Genomic DNA, 15,269 nt, shown 5'->3' on the forward strand with positions numbered 1-15,269 from the left:
CGCGAACATATTTTTTAATAATAAAAGCGCGAACACATTCACAATAATGCATCAGCCTAATGAGCTCGTTAAAAAGCAAAAAGAAATTGCGCGCCTGCGCAAGGCAGTTGCACGTCTGCAAAAACTCGCCCTTAAATATCGCCAGTCTGAAGTCATCCAAAAAGCATTGTTCAAAATCTCTGAACTAGCGTCGTCTGTAACCGATATGCAGCAATTTTATCAATCGGTACATAACATCATTGGCGATTTAATGGTGGCGAAAAACTTCTTCATTTGTTTGTACGACCAAACGGAAGATATGGTGAAGTTTGTTTATTTTGTCGATGAATATGACGACATTCCTTCGCTTGAATCCATCCCAGCTGAGTTATTGGGTAAAGGACTAACTGGGTACGTAATGCGCACCGGAAAACCCTTTCTTTATGACGCCCAAGTATTTGAGCGGCTGAAAAAAAGGGGTGAGATTCGTGACTTAGGTGCGGCGCCGGTTGATTGGCTTGGGGTGCCGTTACATTCTGATAACCGCGTCATTGGGGCCATGGTTGTTCAGAGTTACACCGAAGATGTGCGCTACAGCGAAGCGGATAAAGAACTGTTTATGTTCGTTTCACAGCATATTGTTAACGCTTTGGAACGTGTTCGTCAACGCGAGCTCATGCAGGCCGAAATTGAACATCAAACCGCAAAATTACGGCTTATTAACGATGACTTGAAGGTAGAAATTGCTGAACGTGAGCGAGCGCAACAAGTTAGCTCGGTGTTATTTGCTATTTCTGAAGTTACCAATACTTCAGACTCAATGGAGAGTTTCTATCAGCAATTGCATCGTCACATTGGGCAGCTCATTAATAATGATAACTTCTTTGTCGCACTATTAGATGACGACAAAAAGTTCTTGGAATTCCCATATTACGTTGACGCTTTCGATAACAATTTGCAGAAAAAAAGGCCGATTGCGCGCGGTATGACAGAGTACGTTATTCGCCATAAAAAGCCCGTATTCATTGATCGCTACACCTACGGTGGGCTGATTGAATCTGGCGAAGTGGAAGGTGCTACGAGTTATTATGGCACTCAGCCAACGCAGTGGCTCGGTTCACCACTGCTGGTTGACGATGAAGTCATCGGTGTGTTGTCCGTACAAACGTACAGTCAAGAAACCACTTACAAACAAGATGACCTGGAATTGCTCAACTTCGTTTCCCAGCACGTCGCCGTTGCAATTGAGCGCCGCCGCAACGCGGACGAAGTACGACGCGTTAACGCCTACCTTGAGCGCAAAGTTGCCGAGCGTACGGAAGAGCTGGTTAGTGAAATTGAACGCCGTAAAAAGGTTGAAGAAAAATTATTCTATGACGCACACCATGATGCGCTTACCGGGTTACCGAACCGCTCAATGTTTACTGAGCGCCTGCAACAAACCCTAAAACATAAACGCCGTTATCCGCACCATAATTTTGCCGTGTTGTTTGTTGATCTCGATCGTTTCAAAGACATCAACGACACCCTTGGGCATTCAGCGGGCGATGAGTTTTTGTTAGAAGCCAGCCGTCGTATAGGCGAATGCATTCGCGATAACGACACCATAGCGCGGTTGGGCGGTGATGAATTTGTTATTTTACTCGACATGATTCGTCATGTTGATGACGCCTGCGATATTGCATCACGCATTATTGAACAAATGAAGCAGCCGTTTGTGTTCGGTGAAAGTGAACATTACTCCGGCGCCAGTGTCGGTATCGCAGAGTGCAAATCACGCAATGATTCAGCTGAGCGCCTGTTACGTGATGCTGATGCTGCCATGTATCAAGCCAAAAGTATGGGCCGTGGCCGCTATGTGGTGTTCGATGAAAGTATTCACAAAGACTTGGTCGCTTCATTAAACCGCGAAACCGAACTACGACATGCGCAATTTGACCAAGACTTTATTCTGCAAAAATTCGATGTGCATGAACTGGGCAAAAACAAACCCATTGCGCAAGAGTTGTTATTGCGCTGGCAACGTGACGATACTTTATTGCCAGCAGATCGGTTTTTAGCTATTGCTGAAAAAACTGGCATGACCATGGCACTTGATCAGTGGATGCTGACTCGTTGCTGCGAGCTGCTCGCCAACGATGAAAATGAACTGCCGGTGTATGTGGCCATTTCTGCCAAGCATTTGTTTAAGTTGGCCGCTGTGAAAGCATTGCAGGAAATTATTACCAAATCAGGCGTTGCACCAGAGCGCCTGATTCTTGAATTCAGTGAAACCGAGCTCAACGACAACTCCAAGCGCCAACTGAGCTGCTTGCGCCAGTTCGCTGATTTTGGTGTGGGCCTGGCACTGAATGAATTTGGCCGCAGTGCCGGTGCCCTGCAATATATACTCAACTACCCGTTCACACATGTGAAATTAGACCCGCGCTTTGTAGCCGATATTGCTACCAGCCAGCGCGCGCAAACCATGGTGCGAAATGTTGTGCATTTATGCCGTGATCTTGGCATCGAAATTTCAGCGGCGGGCATTGATACGCTGGATCAACAAAAAGCGTTGGTACATAACGGGGTCAATGTCGGGCAGGGCGTTCTGTTTGGAGAACCCGAGCAGGTAAAGTCACTATTGCAGGCACAACCGGCGCACATGCAGTCGGCCGGAACAGCGTAACCTCTTCTTAATCTTCCATTGCTTTACGTAGCAGTTCCAAGCCACTTGCGCGGGCGTTTTCGCGGGCTGCTTCATTGGCCGCAGCTTGCTCTTCCCACTCGAGATCGTCTTGCGGTAACTCATACAGAAAACGGCTGGGTTCGGGTCGTATAACGTCACCATATTGGCGCCGTTCTCGCGCCATTGTGAATATTAGCGACTGTTGCGCGCGAGTAATACCGACGTATGCCAAGCGGCGTTCTTCTTCAACCATGCCTTCATCAATGCTTGACTGGTGCGGCAGTAAGCCTTCTTCCATGCCCACCATAAACACATGTGGAAATTCCAGCCCTTTAGACGCGTGCAAGGTCATGAGCTGCACTTGATCGCCTTGCTCTTCTTCTTCATTGCGCGACAGCATGTCACGCAAACACAACTTGGCAACGGCTTGTTCAAGCGTGAGCGGTTCAGCATCGTCGTCACCTTTGAGCATTTCGGTTATCCAGCGCATCAATTCGTTGACGTTTTTCCAACGCATTTCGGCCGCACTCACACTGGGGCTGCTTTCATACAGCCATTCTTCGTAGCCAATCAGTTTTAGTAAGTCGAATAAAGCTGAAGCCGCATCGGCGCCATGGTCGCAGCGGCGTGCCGCGCGCTTCATAAAGTCGACAAAGTACTGCACGGATTGGTATTCACGTGCGCCCAAGCGTGTTTTTAAAGCTTGGTGGTCAGCCGCTTCATACAAGCCAACGTGCAACTCATGGGCAAGATCACCAACGCGCTCTACCGTGTGTGGGCCGATGCCGCGTTTGGGGGTGTTGATGATACGAATAAAAGCTGTGTCATCGCTTGGATTAACCAATAACCGCAAATACGCCATAATGTCTTTAATTTCTGCGCGCGCAAAAAAGCTTTGTCCACCGGTCATGCGGTAAGGAATACGGTTGCTGATCAGCGCCTTTTCGAACACACGAGCTTGGTGATTGCCACGATAGAGCAGCGCAAACTGGTGGTACGGGGTGCGTTCTAAAAAGCGACGGCGCACAATTTCCGCAATCACACGTTCAGCTTCGTGTTCTTCATTACGGCCATAGATTACGCGCAGCGGTACGCCGTATTCCATTTCCGAAAATAGCTTCTTATCGAACACGTGCGGATTGTTTTCAATCAAAATATTGGCGGCCTTCAGAATGCGGCCGTGCGAGCGGTAATTTTGTTCAAGCTTGATCACTTTCAGTTTCGGAAAGTCTTTTTGCAGCAACGCCAAATTCTGTGGCTGGGCGCCCCGCCACGAATAAATCGATTGGTCGTCGTCACCCACCACAGTGAAATTAGCCCGTTCACCCACCAGCAACCGCACTAACTCATATTGGCTGGTGTTGGTGTCTTGGTATTCATCAACCAGCAGATAATGAAACTTGTTTTGCCAGCGCGTTCGCGACTGCTCGTCCGTTTTCAGCAACAAGGTTGGCAATAGAATCAAATCATCAAAGTCTATCGCATTGCAGGCTTTCATATTTTGCTGATAGCGCCGATAAAATTCAGCAAACATTTGGTCGTCTGGCTGTTGCGCTTGAGCAAGTGCTTGCTCTGGGCTGAGCATGGCATTCTTCCAATTACTGATTTGGCTTTGCAGTAGCTTTAATAGGGTCTTGTCGCCATCAAGTTCGGGTTCGGTCAGCGCTTTCAACAACGCAAAGGAATCTTGGTCGTCAAATAACGAAAAGCCCGGCTTCATGTTCAATTTCGTGACTTCTTTACGAATAATCGTCAACCCAAGGGTGTGAAAGGTTGATACCGTAAGGCCGCGCGTATATTGACGGCCAAGCGTTTGCCCAACCCGTTCCTTCATTTCGCGCGCCGCTTTATTGGTAAAGGTTACTGCAGCGATATGTCGCGCTGGGTAACCGCAGCGCTGAATCAGGTGGGCAATCTTTTCGGTAATGACACGTGTTTTACCACTGCCAGCGCCGGCCAGCACAAGCACTGGCCCTTCAATTGCTTTTACAGCTTCTTGTTGGCGCGGATTGAGTAACATGAAATTGAATGACCTTTCGCAATGAAGCGTTTAAATAAAATGGAGCACCTAAACTTGGCCGCAGATTTTACCGTAAAGTCCTGCTAAGCTAAAAGGTAATTAAAACTTATCTTAAAATCAGTGATGGATGTAAAAATGGACGCCAAAAAAATTGAAGACATTGCCCGTCAAATTAATGACAGCATTCCAGCGGGTGTCAAAGACTTCGCTGGCAATCTTGAGCAACGCATCAAAACTGTTTTGCAGCAACAGCTTGGTAAGCTTGATGTGGTAAGTCGCGAAGAACTCGATGTGCAACATCAGCTCTTGTTGCGCTTACGCCAACGTGTTGATCAACTCGAGCAAGAAGTCGCAGCAATGAAGCGTGATCAAGACAGTTAAGCACTAAGCGTCGGGTTTACATTGCGCCCACGTTGCTGCTGTTGAAACGTTTTGTGGTGCCGGCAGTGCCGCTTTTGCGGCCGCCAAACTGGCCCGATAACTGTCGATCTCAAGTTCGTTACGCAAAATCTGATTCACATCGCGATTAATAAAATAAGCGATACTGCCAATGTTATACAGCGGTGAGTACTTTTCTTCACGGACTAGTGCGGTGGCATTGCCGTTCAGTTGATTGAGGCAGCAGTCATTTAAGCGGTTCACCAAAGTGCGCGTAATTGAATCCGGTACCTTCATATTGTCGGGGTCACTTGCATAACGTCGCAGCCCTTCAATTTGTTCATAAGTTTCAGCAGTAATTTCAATAGCTTGCTCAATTAGTTGTGCAGACTCATGGGCAAGCTCAATATTCAGAACCGACAAAATAGCGCGGCTGGCTGCCGCCTCGGCAATACTAAATGCATCGTCCGTTCGGTTTAACTCACGCCACTGCTCATTCAAATAACGCAATTCTGCCGTATCAACCGGCTGCTGTGGTAATGCGGCTAAGCGTTGGGCAAAGTTGCAGACGCGCGCATCGCTCAGCGGTGCTACCGCGCTTTCAGATACCGTTTCAATGCCTTGCGGTGCTGTTTTGTCGCAGCCAGTTAACGTAAACAGCGCAACAAAACCCATAAGCACGGCTAGAGTTGGTCGGCGTGGGCTAAAATTTTTTGACACAAACAAGCTCCTCAAAATGTACACCGAGTGTAACACTTGCTTTGCGGTAAATGCAGCTGCATAACTAGAAATAATCACACACAGCCCGTACTATGAACACATCACTGATGGTGCAAGGAGAATGTAAATGGCGCAATGGATAACGGGTGAAGTAATCGAGAATTATGCTTGGAATCAGGAGCTATTCAGTGTGCGCGTGCGCACCCAACCGTTTGAATTCATTGCAGGGCAATTTGTTCGACTTGGCCTTCAGCATGACGGCGGGCGCATACAACGCGCTTATTCGTTGGTGAATGGGCCCGATGACGGGGTGTTAGACTTTCTCGTGAATCGGGTTCACGACGGCTTGTTTTCACCCATGTTGCATGACTTACGCGCCGGGCAATCGATAGAAGTTTCGCAACCCCCCAGTGGCTTTTTTACCCTCAACGAAGTGCCCGACGGCGACAGCCTGTGGCTCATTTCAACGGGTACCGGCATTGGCCCTTACCTGTCGATGTTAAGTACGGATATTCCTTGGCAGCGCTTTAAACGGATACACCTGATTCATGCCGTACGATTCGCTGCAGACCTTGCCTACAGCGCAAAAATCCTCGAGTGGGTTAAAGCGCACCCTGGCCAACTGACTTATCAACCGGTTGTGAGCCGCGAAGACCACGCGGGCGCATTGCGTGGTCGTATTCCTGCCCTAATTAAGTCTGGCGAGTTACAGCGCGCCGTTGGGGATGTGCTCGACGAGCGGGCACAGGTTATGTTGTGCGGCAATCCGGAAATGATTCGTGATGCCAAAGTATTGCTGAATGACATGGGCTTACCGAAAAACCTACGCCGCAAACCCGGCAATGTCACCGTGGAACATTATTGGTAATACTACGAAAGGATGAACGCATGTCAGAACACCATATTGTCGTAGTTGGTGGCGGTGCCGGTGGCTTGGAATTAGCCAGCAAACTAGGGCGCAAATACGGCTCAAGCAGAACCGTAAAAGTCACACTCGTTGACAGAAATTTAACCCATATTTGGAAGCCACTTCTTCATGAAGTTGCTGCGGGTGCGCTCGATGCAGATATGGATGGTGTTGACTATCGTGTGCAGGCAGCCGCGGCAGGGTTTCGGTTTCAACCCGGCGAACTAACTCAGGTTGACCGCGATTCACAAACGCTTACCTTAGCCCCCATTTGTGATGATGCGGGTCATGAAATCGTCGCGGCGCGAACCCTTGAGTATAATCACTTAGTGTTAGCCATCGGCTCGGTGACGAATGATTTTGGTACCGCCGGTGCCGCAGAACACTGCTATTTTTTAGATAGCGTGAAGCAAGCTAAGAAATTTCACCACACCCTCATGAACACCTTTTTGGCGTTGCAGGCTGAGCGTTATCCGCGACCACTTCGTGTTGGTATTGTTGGCGCGGGCGCAACCGGTGTTGAGCTGGCAGCAGAGCTTCATAAGTCGGCGGAATTAATACGTAGTTATGGCTTTGACGACTTCGAGTTAACGCAGCTTGAAATAGTATTAATAGAAGCTGGCGAACGTATCTTGCCAGCGTTAAGCGAGCGAATCGCCGCTGCCGCAAGTCGCGAGCTGGCTAAACTCGGTGTTAAAATTTGCGTTAATACTGCAGTTGAAAGTGTTAGCAAAGAAGGTTTTGTGACGCGCTCTGGTGATTTTATTGAGGCATCCATCAAAGTTTGGGCCGCCGGAGTGCGTGCACCTGACTTTCTAGCAAACTTTGCTGGATTAGAAACGAATCGCGGTAATCAATTGGTGGTGACGGATGTTCTGCAAACCACCCGCGACGCAAATGTTTTTGCGTTAGGTGATTGCGCAGCATTTACGCAAGCAAACGGCAGCAGGGTTCCGCCTCGCGCGCAGGCTGCACATCAAATGGCCGACTGTGTTTATGAAAATATTGTGCGCAGTTTGAAAGGTCAGTCGCTGAAACGCTTTACTTACAAAGATCACGGCTCGCTTGTGTCCTTGTCAAACTACACGGCCGTGGGCAGCCTGATGGGGAATTTAACCCGCGGCTCCATGATGATTGAAGGCATGATGGCGCGGTTTATGTACAAATCCTTGTACCGTATGCACCAAGTGGCCTTGCACGGTTATTTCAAAACCTTTTTGTATATGCTGGCGCAGGGCATTAACCGACGCTTACGCCCGCGCCTTAAACTGCATTGATTTAAAGAAGAGCGCGCCTACACCAATATACGAATTTAGGCGACCCCATCAACATCACCGACCTGCTATAGTTTGGCTAGTAGAGCCAGGGAGGGCAGTGATGGCAGGTAAAGCTGTTTCAATAGCGCGTGTGTTTACACGCGCCACGCAAGGCATTGATGCGCCGTTAGTGACGGTAGAAGTTTGTTTGGCAGGCGGATTACCGGGGTTTGCTGTGGTTGGGTTGCCGCAAGCAGGGGTGCGTGAAGCACGTGATCGGGTGCGTTCTGCAATTCTGGCTAGCGGGTATAGTTTTCCCAAAGCGACAAAAATCACGGTGAACTTAGCACCGGCGGATTTACCCAAGTACGGAGCTCGGTATGACTTAGCTATCGCGATAGGAATCTTAGTTGCTGATGGTCAAATTTCAGAGCGCTCAGTGGCTGGGCGTGAATTCTATGGTGAACTGACACTTAACGGCGACTTGCGTGAAGTGATGGGGATACTTCCGGCCGTGCTGAGCTGTCGCGACGAAGGGCGTGAAGCGGTTATTCCGCTCGACAATGCTGAAGAAGCTGCGGTTCTCAGCGTGCAGCAATGTGTTGCAGCCATTAGTTTGCGCGATGTTTTCGAGCACCTAACCAGCCCCTCTAAATTACCTTACATTCAAGCACAACCGAAACAAGAGCCGAACCTTTCTTGTGGCGATGTCGCTGACGTTATCGGGCAAGAGCAGGCAAAACGCGCCTTGCTGTTGGCTGCAACCGGTGGGCACCATTTATTATTTGTGGGGCCGCCGGGCACCGGGAAAACGATGCTCGCGCAGCGCTTGCTCGGGCTGTTACCGCAACTGGATGAGCGTGATGGACTTGCGGTAGCAGCAATTCGTTCGGTTAGTGGCACCTTGCGCAGCACCCATTGGCAACAACGGGTTTTGCGAGCGCCGCACCATTCCTGTTCAGCGGCAGCTCTGGTTGGCGGTGGCTCGCCGCCGCAACCGGGCGAGATATCACTTGCGCACCGATCGCTGTTATTCCTTGATGAGCTGCCGGAATTTGCCCGTCATGTGCTGGATTCCTTGCGCGAGCCGCTGGAATCAGGCGTAGTGACCATTAGCCGCGCTGGTCATCAAGTAACGTATCCAGCGCAGTTTCAACTGGTATGCGCTTTGAATCCGTCGCCATGCGGACATTTTGATGGCAACTTAGCCAGCGCACGGGCAACGCCCGACCAAATTACCAAATACCTTGGCAAGCTTTCTGGGCCGTTGTTAGATCGTATCGACATGCAAGTGGAGGTGCCGCGCCAACCGGATGTACTGAGGCAACAACACCAGCAGCAAGAGCCCTTAACACCAACCTGGCGGGGGTGGGTTGATGAAGCACGGACAACACAACTCGAGCGGCAGGGCTGCTTAAACAGCGAATTAAAGCCCTCTCAATTGGCAGAGTTCTGCAAATTAGAAGATGCCGACCACAGTTTTTTGGTCGCAGCTATTGAGCAGTTTAAACTTTCACACCGCGCTTATCACCGGTTGTTACGTTTGGCACGAACCATTGCAGATTTGGCGGAAGTGGATACGATTTCACGTCAACATTTGGCCGAAGCGCTCAGTTTTCGAGCGCTGGACCGGTTGCTGCATCAATTAAATACGTTGTAGGGCTTGTTTAAACAGCGAGACAATGTGGTCAATGTCATCCGACTGCACATCAAGATGGGTGACAAGGCGCATCCGCGCTGAGCGTGCAGTTATTACGTTATGCTCAAGTAAGTAATCACTCACTTTTAGTGCTTGTTCTAGCGAGTCGAAGTTCACGTAAACCATATTGGTTTGCGCAGGTTCAACGCGAATACCGTCAAGTTGGCTCAAACCGTCATGCAGTAACTGGGCATGCTTGTGGTCATCAGCTAAACGCTCAATATGATGGTCCAAGGCATAGTCCATTGCCGCTGCGATAATACCCGCTTGACGCATGCCGCCCCCAAGCATTTTGCGCCAGCGGTGCGCGCGCTCAATAAATTTCTTTGAGCCAACCAGAACCGACCCTATGGGTGTGCCCAAACCTTTTGAAAAGCAAATAGACACGCTATCAAAGGGCGCCGCCAGTTCAGCTAAAGGCTGTTGCGTTGCAACACAGGCGTTAAATACACGTGCGCCATCAAGGTGCAATTTTAGCCCGTGCTTGTCACATAAGCGACGCGCTTTAAGCATATAGTCGTGCGGAATGACGCGGCCTGTATGCGTATTTTCAAGCGACAGCAAACGGGTGATTGGAAAATGTGGGTCATCCGGTTTAATCCGCTTTTCTACGGCCGTCAAATTTAACGTACCGTCAGCTTCGGCCTCAAACGGTTGCGGCACAATACCGCCAAGCACTGCTGCCCCGCCTGCTTCGTAGCGGTAGGTGTGGTACTCCTGACCAACCAAATATTCTTCGCCCCGCTGACAGTGACTGAGTAGTGCTAATAAATTGGTTTGCGTGCCACTGCTGGCAATAAGCGCCGCTTCTTTTCCGGCCAATGCAGCCATGCGCTGTTGCAACGCATTAATTGTGGGGTCGTCACCAAACACATCATCGCCAACCGGTGCAGCAGCCATGGCGGCTCGCATTGCGGCCGTCGGCCGGGTTACCGTGTCACTGCGTAAATCGATCATACAAAAGGGTTCCTAGGTTCAAATTCATGTTTAAACGTTTACCAAGCTATTGCTGATAGCCCCAGGCTGGTGGCGGAACATCAATGGGCTGACTCAAGTTCACATGCACCTCAAATATACGGCCCGGGCGCGAGAGTTTATAGCTCATGGTTTGATCGTCAACAAAGCTTATGGTCCAGGTGTTGGTGATAGACACATCAAGGCCATTTTCTACGAATAGCTTTTTGCTTGCTTCGTCAACAGGGAATGCCTGCATGGTTGCGCTGCCAGCGGCAAGTGTTTGTCCGCCATAAGGCGAAACGGCGTCTGCGCTGCCGTCTTCATGCAAATGAATGTGTTGAAAATCGATATAACCGCCATGCTGCGTCAACACCCAAGTGCGTGAACGGTCATCACCCACATGCAAAGGCATTCGCACCACGTTGTCTTCGCAATCACGCACGTGCACAACTAATGGATAATCCCAAGCCGCGCTGGGTTGGTTATCTTCGACAATCGTAGCAGCGAAAGCTTGCCCGCAGTAAGGGCGAAAAGCATCCATGAACGCCGTTTGCTCAGCAACATAGTCCTGCGTTGCAGGTGTTTGCTCTGCTGGTGCACATGCCGCCAGTAACAATGTGCTCATTGCTAGTGTGGCCATACCCGTTGAACCAATTGCAAAAGGAGTGCGTATCATCATGCTTTCCTGTTATTTGATATTCGAAAATGTGTAGTTACTTTGCCACAGGTCTCTTTGCTATAAAACAGGGCATCGTGCGATAATGCTGACCATTGAGCGCAAATTTTAACGAATTTAAAGAAACGGACGCGATAATCATGCATGTTTACCAAAATGTTCTGGAAATGATCGGCAACACACCGATGGTTAAAGTTACCAACACCGACACCGGCCCCTGCGAGCTGTACTTGAAGCTTGAGCTGATGAATCCAGGTGGTTCCATTAAAGACCGCATTGCAGTGAGTATGATTGAAGCGGCCGAAAAGTCAGGTGCGTTAAAGCCGGGCATGACCATTATTGAAGCAACGGCTGGCAACACCGGTTTGGGCCTTGCTTTAGTTGCGGGCAGCAAGGGCTACCCGTTGAAAATTGTCATGCCGGATAAAATGTCCGCCGAAAAAGTGAATAACCTTAAAGCGATGGGTGCAGACGTAGTGCGTACGCGCTCTGACGTGCAAAAGGGGCATCCGGAATACTATCAGGATATGGCTGCGCGTTTGGCGGAAGAAAATGGTTACTTTTACGTCAACCAGTTTACCAACCCGGCCAACGTTGAAGCGCATTACACCAGTACAGGGCCAGAGATTTGGCAGCAAATGGAAGGCAACTTAGATGCCTTTGTTTGTGGTGTCGGTTCGGGCGGCACGCTCACCGGTATCGGTCGTTATTTGCGCGAACACAATGCCAACATTGATTTGGTGCTGGCTGACCCTGACGGCTCAATACTCGAGCCGATGATTAACCGCAACGAAACAGTCGAAGCGGGCAGCTGGTTGGTTGAGGGCATCGGTGAAGACTTTGTGCCAGATATTTGTGAAATCAAACTTGCCAACAAAGCTTATGCAATAAGCGACAAAGAAGCCTTCAATACCGCCCGTGAATTATTGGTGAACGAGGGCGTTATGGTCGGTTCATCAAGTGGCACCCTGATCGCCGCTGCATTGCGTTATTGCCGCGAGCAAACTGAGCCGAAGCGGGTTGTAACACTCGCGTGCGACACCGGCAATCGCTACCTTTCAAAACTTTATAACGATGAGTGGATGGCCGCTCAAAACTTGCTGGAGAAGTAACATGGCAGATGCAAAAAATATGAAATTCGCAACACGCGCCATTCATGGCGGCCAGTCACCTGAACCGGCAACTGGCGCTGTTATGCCGCCAATTTTCACCAGTTCAACCTATATTCAGGAAAGCCCAGGCGTGCATAAAGGCTTTGAATATTCGCGCTCACACAATCCAACCCGATTTGCTTGGGAACGCGCGGTAGCAAATTTAGAAGGTGGCCAGCAAGGTTTGGCGTTTGCTTCGGGCATGGCTGCAACGTCGACGATCATGGAATTACTCGACAGTGGTGATCATGTGGTTGCCATGGATGATCTTTATGGCGGCACGTTCCGGTTATTCGATAAGGTGCGTGGCCGTTCCGCAGGGCTTGAGTTTTCGTACGTGGATTTAACTGATCTCGCAGCTGTTGAAGCTGCTATCACACCGAAAACCCGTATGGTATGGATTGAAACACCAAGCAACCCAATGTTGAAGTTGGTTGATATCGCAGCAGTTGCGGCAATTGCGAAGAAACATAATATTATTGTGGTGGTTGATAACACCTTTGCCACGCCATTTAACCAGCGTCCGTTAGAGCTTGGTGCTGACATTGTCATGCACTCGGCCACCAAATACTTGAACGGCCATTCAGATATGGTCGGCGGCATCGCGGTTGTTGGTGATAATGATGAGCTGGTCGAAAAAATGCTCTTTCTGCAAAACTCGGTGGGCGCAGTAGCAGGGCCATTTGACAGTTATTTGGCGTTACGGGGCGTTAAAACACTGGCGTTACGTATGAAGCACCACAACGAAGCGGCGTTGCAGTTAGCCCAGTGGCTGGAACAACATCCGCAAGTAGAAAAAGTTATTTACCCAGGCTTACCAAGCCATCCGCAGCACGAACTTGCCAAAAAGCAGATGAGCGGATTTGGTGGCATGATTTCAATTTTGTTGAAGGGTGATCTTGAAAAAGCGCGCCGTTTCTTAGAAGCCGTTGAAATTTTTGCGTTGGCAGAAAGTCTGGGTGGGGTGGAAAGCTTGATTGAACATCCAGCGATTATGACACACGCGTCCATTCCTAAAGAAAATCGCGAAAAGTTGGGTATTTTGGATAACTTTGTGCGTATTTCGGTAGGTATCGAAGACATTGATGACCTGATTACGGACTTAGATCGTGCTCTAAGCGCCTGATATTTCAGGCGCATTAACACTCTTTTACAATTTCATGAAGATACGGTAGGCTAATTCCCACAACAAAAACAAAAGTACAGGGAACATAATATGCCTATAAGCCTTTTTCTATTACAAGGGTTATTGGCGGCGTTGTTGTTCTATGTGTTGGTCGGGCAGTATCAGCGCCAACCATTGTGGAATATGCTTGCCGTATTAGCGTGTGGTCTGGTGCCACCGCTTAACTGGATGATATTAATGGTTACGGTTGGAATGCGCCTGTGGCGCAAGTCAGCACCCATGGTACCCGTTAAATAAACATTATCTGATTAGGAATTTGCGAAGCCGTTTATGCAAACCACTTTACAACCCTTTCATTTGGCCGTGCCAGTGCATGACATTGGCAAGGCTCGTGAGTTCTATGGTGATATTCTCGGTTTATCAGAAGGGCGCAGCAGCGCACAATGGGTAGATTGGAATTTCTTTGGTCACCAATTTGTGACGCATTTAGCACCTGAACGCGCAGGGGTTGCGCATCGGAATCCGGTGGATGGTCACGACGTGCCGGTACCGCACTTCGGCGTGGTATTAACCATGAACGACTGGCACCAGCTAGCGGAACGCGTTCAAGCCGCGGGTATAGAGTTTGTGATTGAGCCGCACATTCGTTTTAAAGGCCAACCTGGCGAACAAGCCACCATGTTCTTTTATGACTTCAGTGGCAATGCGCTTGAATTCAAAGCCTTTCATGATCTTGGCCAGTTGTTCGCAAAATAGCTTTAAGCGGCTGGTGGCGCAATGTTGCCGCCGCTAATGATTACCCCAATACGTTGCTTCGCAAATAATTCTGGATAGCGTTTTATCGCGGCAATCACGGTTGCTGATGAAGGCTCAATCCACTGCTCAGTCAATTCAAAAACCAACTTTTGCGCAGCCAAAGCTTCGCTGTCAGAAACCACCAACACATCATTCACTAATGCTCGAATAATCGGAAACGTTTTGTCACCAACACTGGTCAGTAAACCATCGCAAATACTCATCGGTGGCATAGCAGGTTGCAGCACACCGGTTTGGAACGACGCATGGCCATCGGCTGCCAGCTCCGGTTCTACACCATAAACCCGTTTAACGCCGTTGGCTTTTGCCGAAATGGCGGTGCCACTCAGCAGCCCACCGCCACCTAATGGCGCGATGATACAATCAAGATCACGTTGTTCGTTTAAAAGTTCGTGCGCCGCAGTGCCTTGACCCTGCCAAATGTGTGGGTGGTTGTAAGGTGGCACAAAGCTTCTGCCGGTTGACTGTTGTGCAGCAACAAAAGCTTCGCGGGCTGCCATGCCGGGCTCGATGGTGATCAGCTCAGCATCATACTTGGCCATATTGGCACGCTTTACGGCAGAGGCATTTGCTGCCACGCCAACCCGAACCTTAATACCTAACTGTTTACCGGCAGCAGCAAGCGCGGCACCGTGATTACCAGAAGACACTGTGTACACGCCGCGCGTACGTTCTTCATCAGTGAGCTGCAACAGGGCATTGCATGCGCCACGAAACTTAAATGCACCAGTGTGCTGCAAGTGCTCACATTTGAGCCAAACTTGCGCGTTCAGTGCCTCGTTAAGCTTTAAGCTGACAAGCACCGTGGTGCGTCGCACCAAAGGTGCAAGGCGCTCAGCGGCTGTCACAATGTGAGAATAGTCGAGTTGCGAAGTCATAAAGCGTATACTACCTCAAAGCAAATTCGATATTAGTT

The 15,269-nt window shown here is 49.6% G+C and carries 14 protein-coding genes; 9 read left to right on the forward strand and 5 right to left on the reverse strand.

What is annotated here, in order from left to right; genetic code table 11:
• The first annotated feature begins 46 nt into the window (after nt 1-46).
• Complete coding sequence (locus ACN0UY_RS07800; RefSeq protein WP_417666128.1) at nt 47-2,647, forward strand: diguanylate cyclase domain-containing protein; 2,601 nt, start codon at nt 47-49, stop codon at nt 2,645-2,647.
• 7 nt (nt 2,648-2,654) lie between these two features.
• On the opposite strand, the gene rep is transcribed toward ACN0UY_RS07800, so the two are convergent.
• Complete coding sequence (gene rep / locus ACN0UY_RS07805; protein WP_417666129.1) at nt 2,655-4,667, reverse strand: DNA helicase Rep; 2,013 nt, start codon at nt 4,665-4,667, stop codon at nt 2,655-2,657.
• A 135-nt stretch (nt 4,668-4,802) separates the two neighbouring features.
• On the opposite strand from rep, the gene ubiK reads away from it, so the two are divergent.
• On the forward strand, nt 4,803-5,048 hold the full coding sequence (gene ubiK, locus ACN0UY_RS07810) for a ubiquinone biosynthesis accessory factor UbiK (RefSeq protein ID WP_339879988.1): 246 nt from the start codon (nt 4,803-4,805) through the stop codon (nt 5,046-5,048).
• 3 nt (nt 5,049-5,051) lie between these two features.
• Here ubiK and ACN0UY_RS07815 read toward each other — a convergent pair whose 3' ends face one another.
• Complete coding sequence (locus ACN0UY_RS07815; RefSeq protein WP_417666130.1) at nt 5,052-5,765, reverse strand: hypothetical protein; 714 nt, start codon at nt 5,763-5,765, stop codon at nt 5,052-5,054.
• Between the two features lie 127 nt (nt 5,766-5,892).
• Between ACN0UY_RS07815 and ACN0UY_RS07820 the strand changes: the two genes are divergently transcribed.
• The 3 genes from ACN0UY_RS07820 to ACN0UY_RS07830 all read left to right on the forward strand — a co-directional run bounded on the left by ACN0UY_RS07820 (nt 5,893) and on the right by ACN0UY_RS07830 (nt 9,588).
• Nucleotides 5,893-6,633 (forward strand): ferredoxin--NADP reductase, encoded by a 741-nt coding sequence (locus tag ACN0UY_RS07820; RefSeq protein WP_417666131.1) that lies wholly within the window; start codon nt 5,893-5,895, stop codon nt 6,631-6,633.
• A gap of 20 nt (nt 6,634-6,653) precedes the next feature.
• Nucleotides 6,654-7,949, forward strand: coding sequence for an NAD(P)/FAD-dependent oxidoreductase (locus ACN0UY_RS07825; protein ID WP_417666132.1), 1,296 nt, complete (start codon nt 6,654-6,656; stop codon nt 7,947-7,949).
• Between the two features lie 100 nt (nt 7,950-8,049).
• Nucleotides 8,050-9,588: a YifB family Mg chelatase-like AAA ATPase gene (locus ACN0UY_RS07830; RefSeq protein WP_417666133.1), complete on the forward strand. Its 1,539-nt coding sequence runs from the start codon at nt 8,050-8,052 to the stop codon at nt 9,586-9,588.
• Here the strand turns inward: ACN0UY_RS07830 and ltaE are convergent.
• The gene (ltaE, locus tag ACN0UY_RS07835; RefSeq protein WP_417666134.1) at nt 9,574-10,584 is read right to left on the reverse strand and encodes a low-specificity L-threonine aldolase; all 1,011 of its coding nucleotides are present in this window, start codon (nt 10,582-10,584) and stop codon (nt 9,574-9,576) included. The two genes, ACN0UY_RS07830 and ltaE, sit on opposite strands and share 15 nt — an antisense overlap.
• A gap of 46 nt (nt 10,585-10,630) precedes the next feature.
• Nucleotides 10,631-11,263 (reverse strand): hypothetical protein, encoded by a 633-nt coding sequence (locus ACN0UY_RS07840; RefSeq protein ID WP_417666135.1) that lies wholly within the window; start codon nt 11,261-11,263, stop codon nt 10,631-10,633.
• A gap of 137 nt (nt 11,264-11,400) precedes the next feature.
• Here ACN0UY_RS07840 and ACN0UY_RS07845 point away from each other — a divergent pair, with 137 nt between their 5' ends.
• The 4 genes from ACN0UY_RS07845 (at nt 11,401) to ACN0UY_RS07860 (ending at nt 14,293) form a co-directional block, all read left to right on the forward strand.
• Nucleotides 11,401-12,372 carry a PLP-dependent cysteine synthase family protein gene (locus ACN0UY_RS07845; RefSeq protein ID WP_128352363.1) on the forward strand — a complete coding sequence of 324 codons (972 nt, stop codon included), beginning with the start codon at nt 11,401-11,403 and terminating at the stop codon, nt 12,370-12,372.
• Nucleotide 12,373: 1 nt separating this feature from the next.
• Nucleotides 12,374-13,537 (forward strand): cystathionine gamma-synthase, encoded by a 1,164-nt coding sequence (locus ACN0UY_RS07850; RefSeq protein ID WP_417666136.1) that lies wholly within the window; start codon nt 12,374-12,376, stop codon nt 13,535-13,537.
• A 90-nt stretch (nt 13,538-13,627) separates the two neighbouring features.
• Nucleotides 13,628-13,834 carry a hypothetical protein gene (locus tag ACN0UY_RS07855; RefSeq protein ID WP_417666137.1) on the forward strand — a complete coding sequence of 69 codons (207 nt, stop codon included), beginning with the start codon at nt 13,628-13,630 and terminating at the stop codon, nt 13,832-13,834.
• 33 nt (nt 13,835-13,867) lie between these two features.
• Nucleotides 13,868-14,293: a VOC family protein gene (locus tag ACN0UY_RS07860; RefSeq protein WP_417666138.1), complete on the forward strand. Its 426-nt coding sequence runs from the start codon at nt 13,868-13,870 to the stop codon at nt 14,291-14,293.
• A gap of 2 nt (nt 14,294-14,295) precedes the next feature.
• On the opposite strand, the gene ACN0UY_RS07865 is transcribed toward ACN0UY_RS07860, so the two are convergent.
• Nucleotides 14,296-15,231, reverse strand: a complete 936-nt coding sequence (locus ACN0UY_RS07865) for a threonine ammonia-lyase (protein ID WP_417666139.1) — start codon at nt 15,229-15,231, stop codon at nt 14,296-14,298.
• Nucleotides 15,232-15,269 lie beyond the last annotated feature (38 nt).

Origin of the sequence: Pseudidiomarina sp. (assembly GCF_048268165.1) — a bacterium.
Taxonomy (GTDB): Bacteria; Pseudomonadota; Gammaproteobacteria; order Enterobacterales; family Alteromonadaceae; genus Pseudidiomarina.

Coding starts and splice junctions, on each gene's coding strand:
- rep (WP_417666129.1), bottom strand. CDS start 4,667: ATGTTACTCAATCCGCGCCAACAAGAAGCTGTAAAAGCAATTGAAGGG.
- ACN0UY_RS07820 (WP_417666131.1), top strand. CDS start 5,893: ATGGCGCAATGGATAACGGGTGAAGTAATCGAGAATTATGCTTGGAAT.
- ACN0UY_RS07845 (WP_128352363.1), top strand. CDS start 11,401: ATGCATGTTTACCAAAATGTTCTGGAAATGATCGGCAACACACCGATG.
- ACN0UY_RS07830 (WP_417666133.1), top strand. CDS start 8,050: ATGGCAGGTAAAGCTGTTTCAATAGCGCGTGTGTTTACACGCGCCACG.
- ACN0UY_RS07825 (WP_417666132.1), top strand. CDS start 6,654: ATGTCAGAACACCATATTGTCGTAGTTGGTGGCGGTGCCGGTGGCTTG.
- ltaE (WP_417666134.1), bottom strand. CDS start 10,584: ATGATCGATTTACGCAGTGACACGGTAACCCGGCCGACGGCCGCAATG.
- ACN0UY_RS07850 (WP_417666136.1), top strand. CDS start 12,374: ATGGCAGATGCAAAAAATATGAAATTCGCAACACGCGCCATTCATGGC.
- ACN0UY_RS07865 (WP_417666139.1), bottom strand. CDS start 15,231: ATGACTTCGCAACTCGACTATTCTCACATTGTGACAGCCGCTGAGCGC.
- ACN0UY_RS07800 (WP_417666128.1), top strand. CDS start 47: ATGCATCAGCCTAATGAGCTCGTTAAAAAGCAAAAAGAAATTGCGCGC.
- ACN0UY_RS07840 (WP_417666135.1), bottom strand. CDS start 11,263: ATGATGATACGCACTCCTTTTGCAATTGGTTCAACGGGTATGGCCACA.
- ACN0UY_RS07860 (WP_417666138.1), top strand. CDS start 13,868: ATGCAAACCACTTTACAACCCTTTCATTTGGCCGTGCCAGTGCATGAC.
- ubiK (WP_339879988.1), top strand. CDS start 4,803: ATGGACGCCAAAAAAATTGAAGACATTGCCCGTCAAATTAATGACAGC.
- ACN0UY_RS07855 (WP_417666137.1), top strand. CDS start 13,628: ATGCCTATAAGCCTTTTTCTATTACAAGGGTTATTGGCGGCGTTGTTG.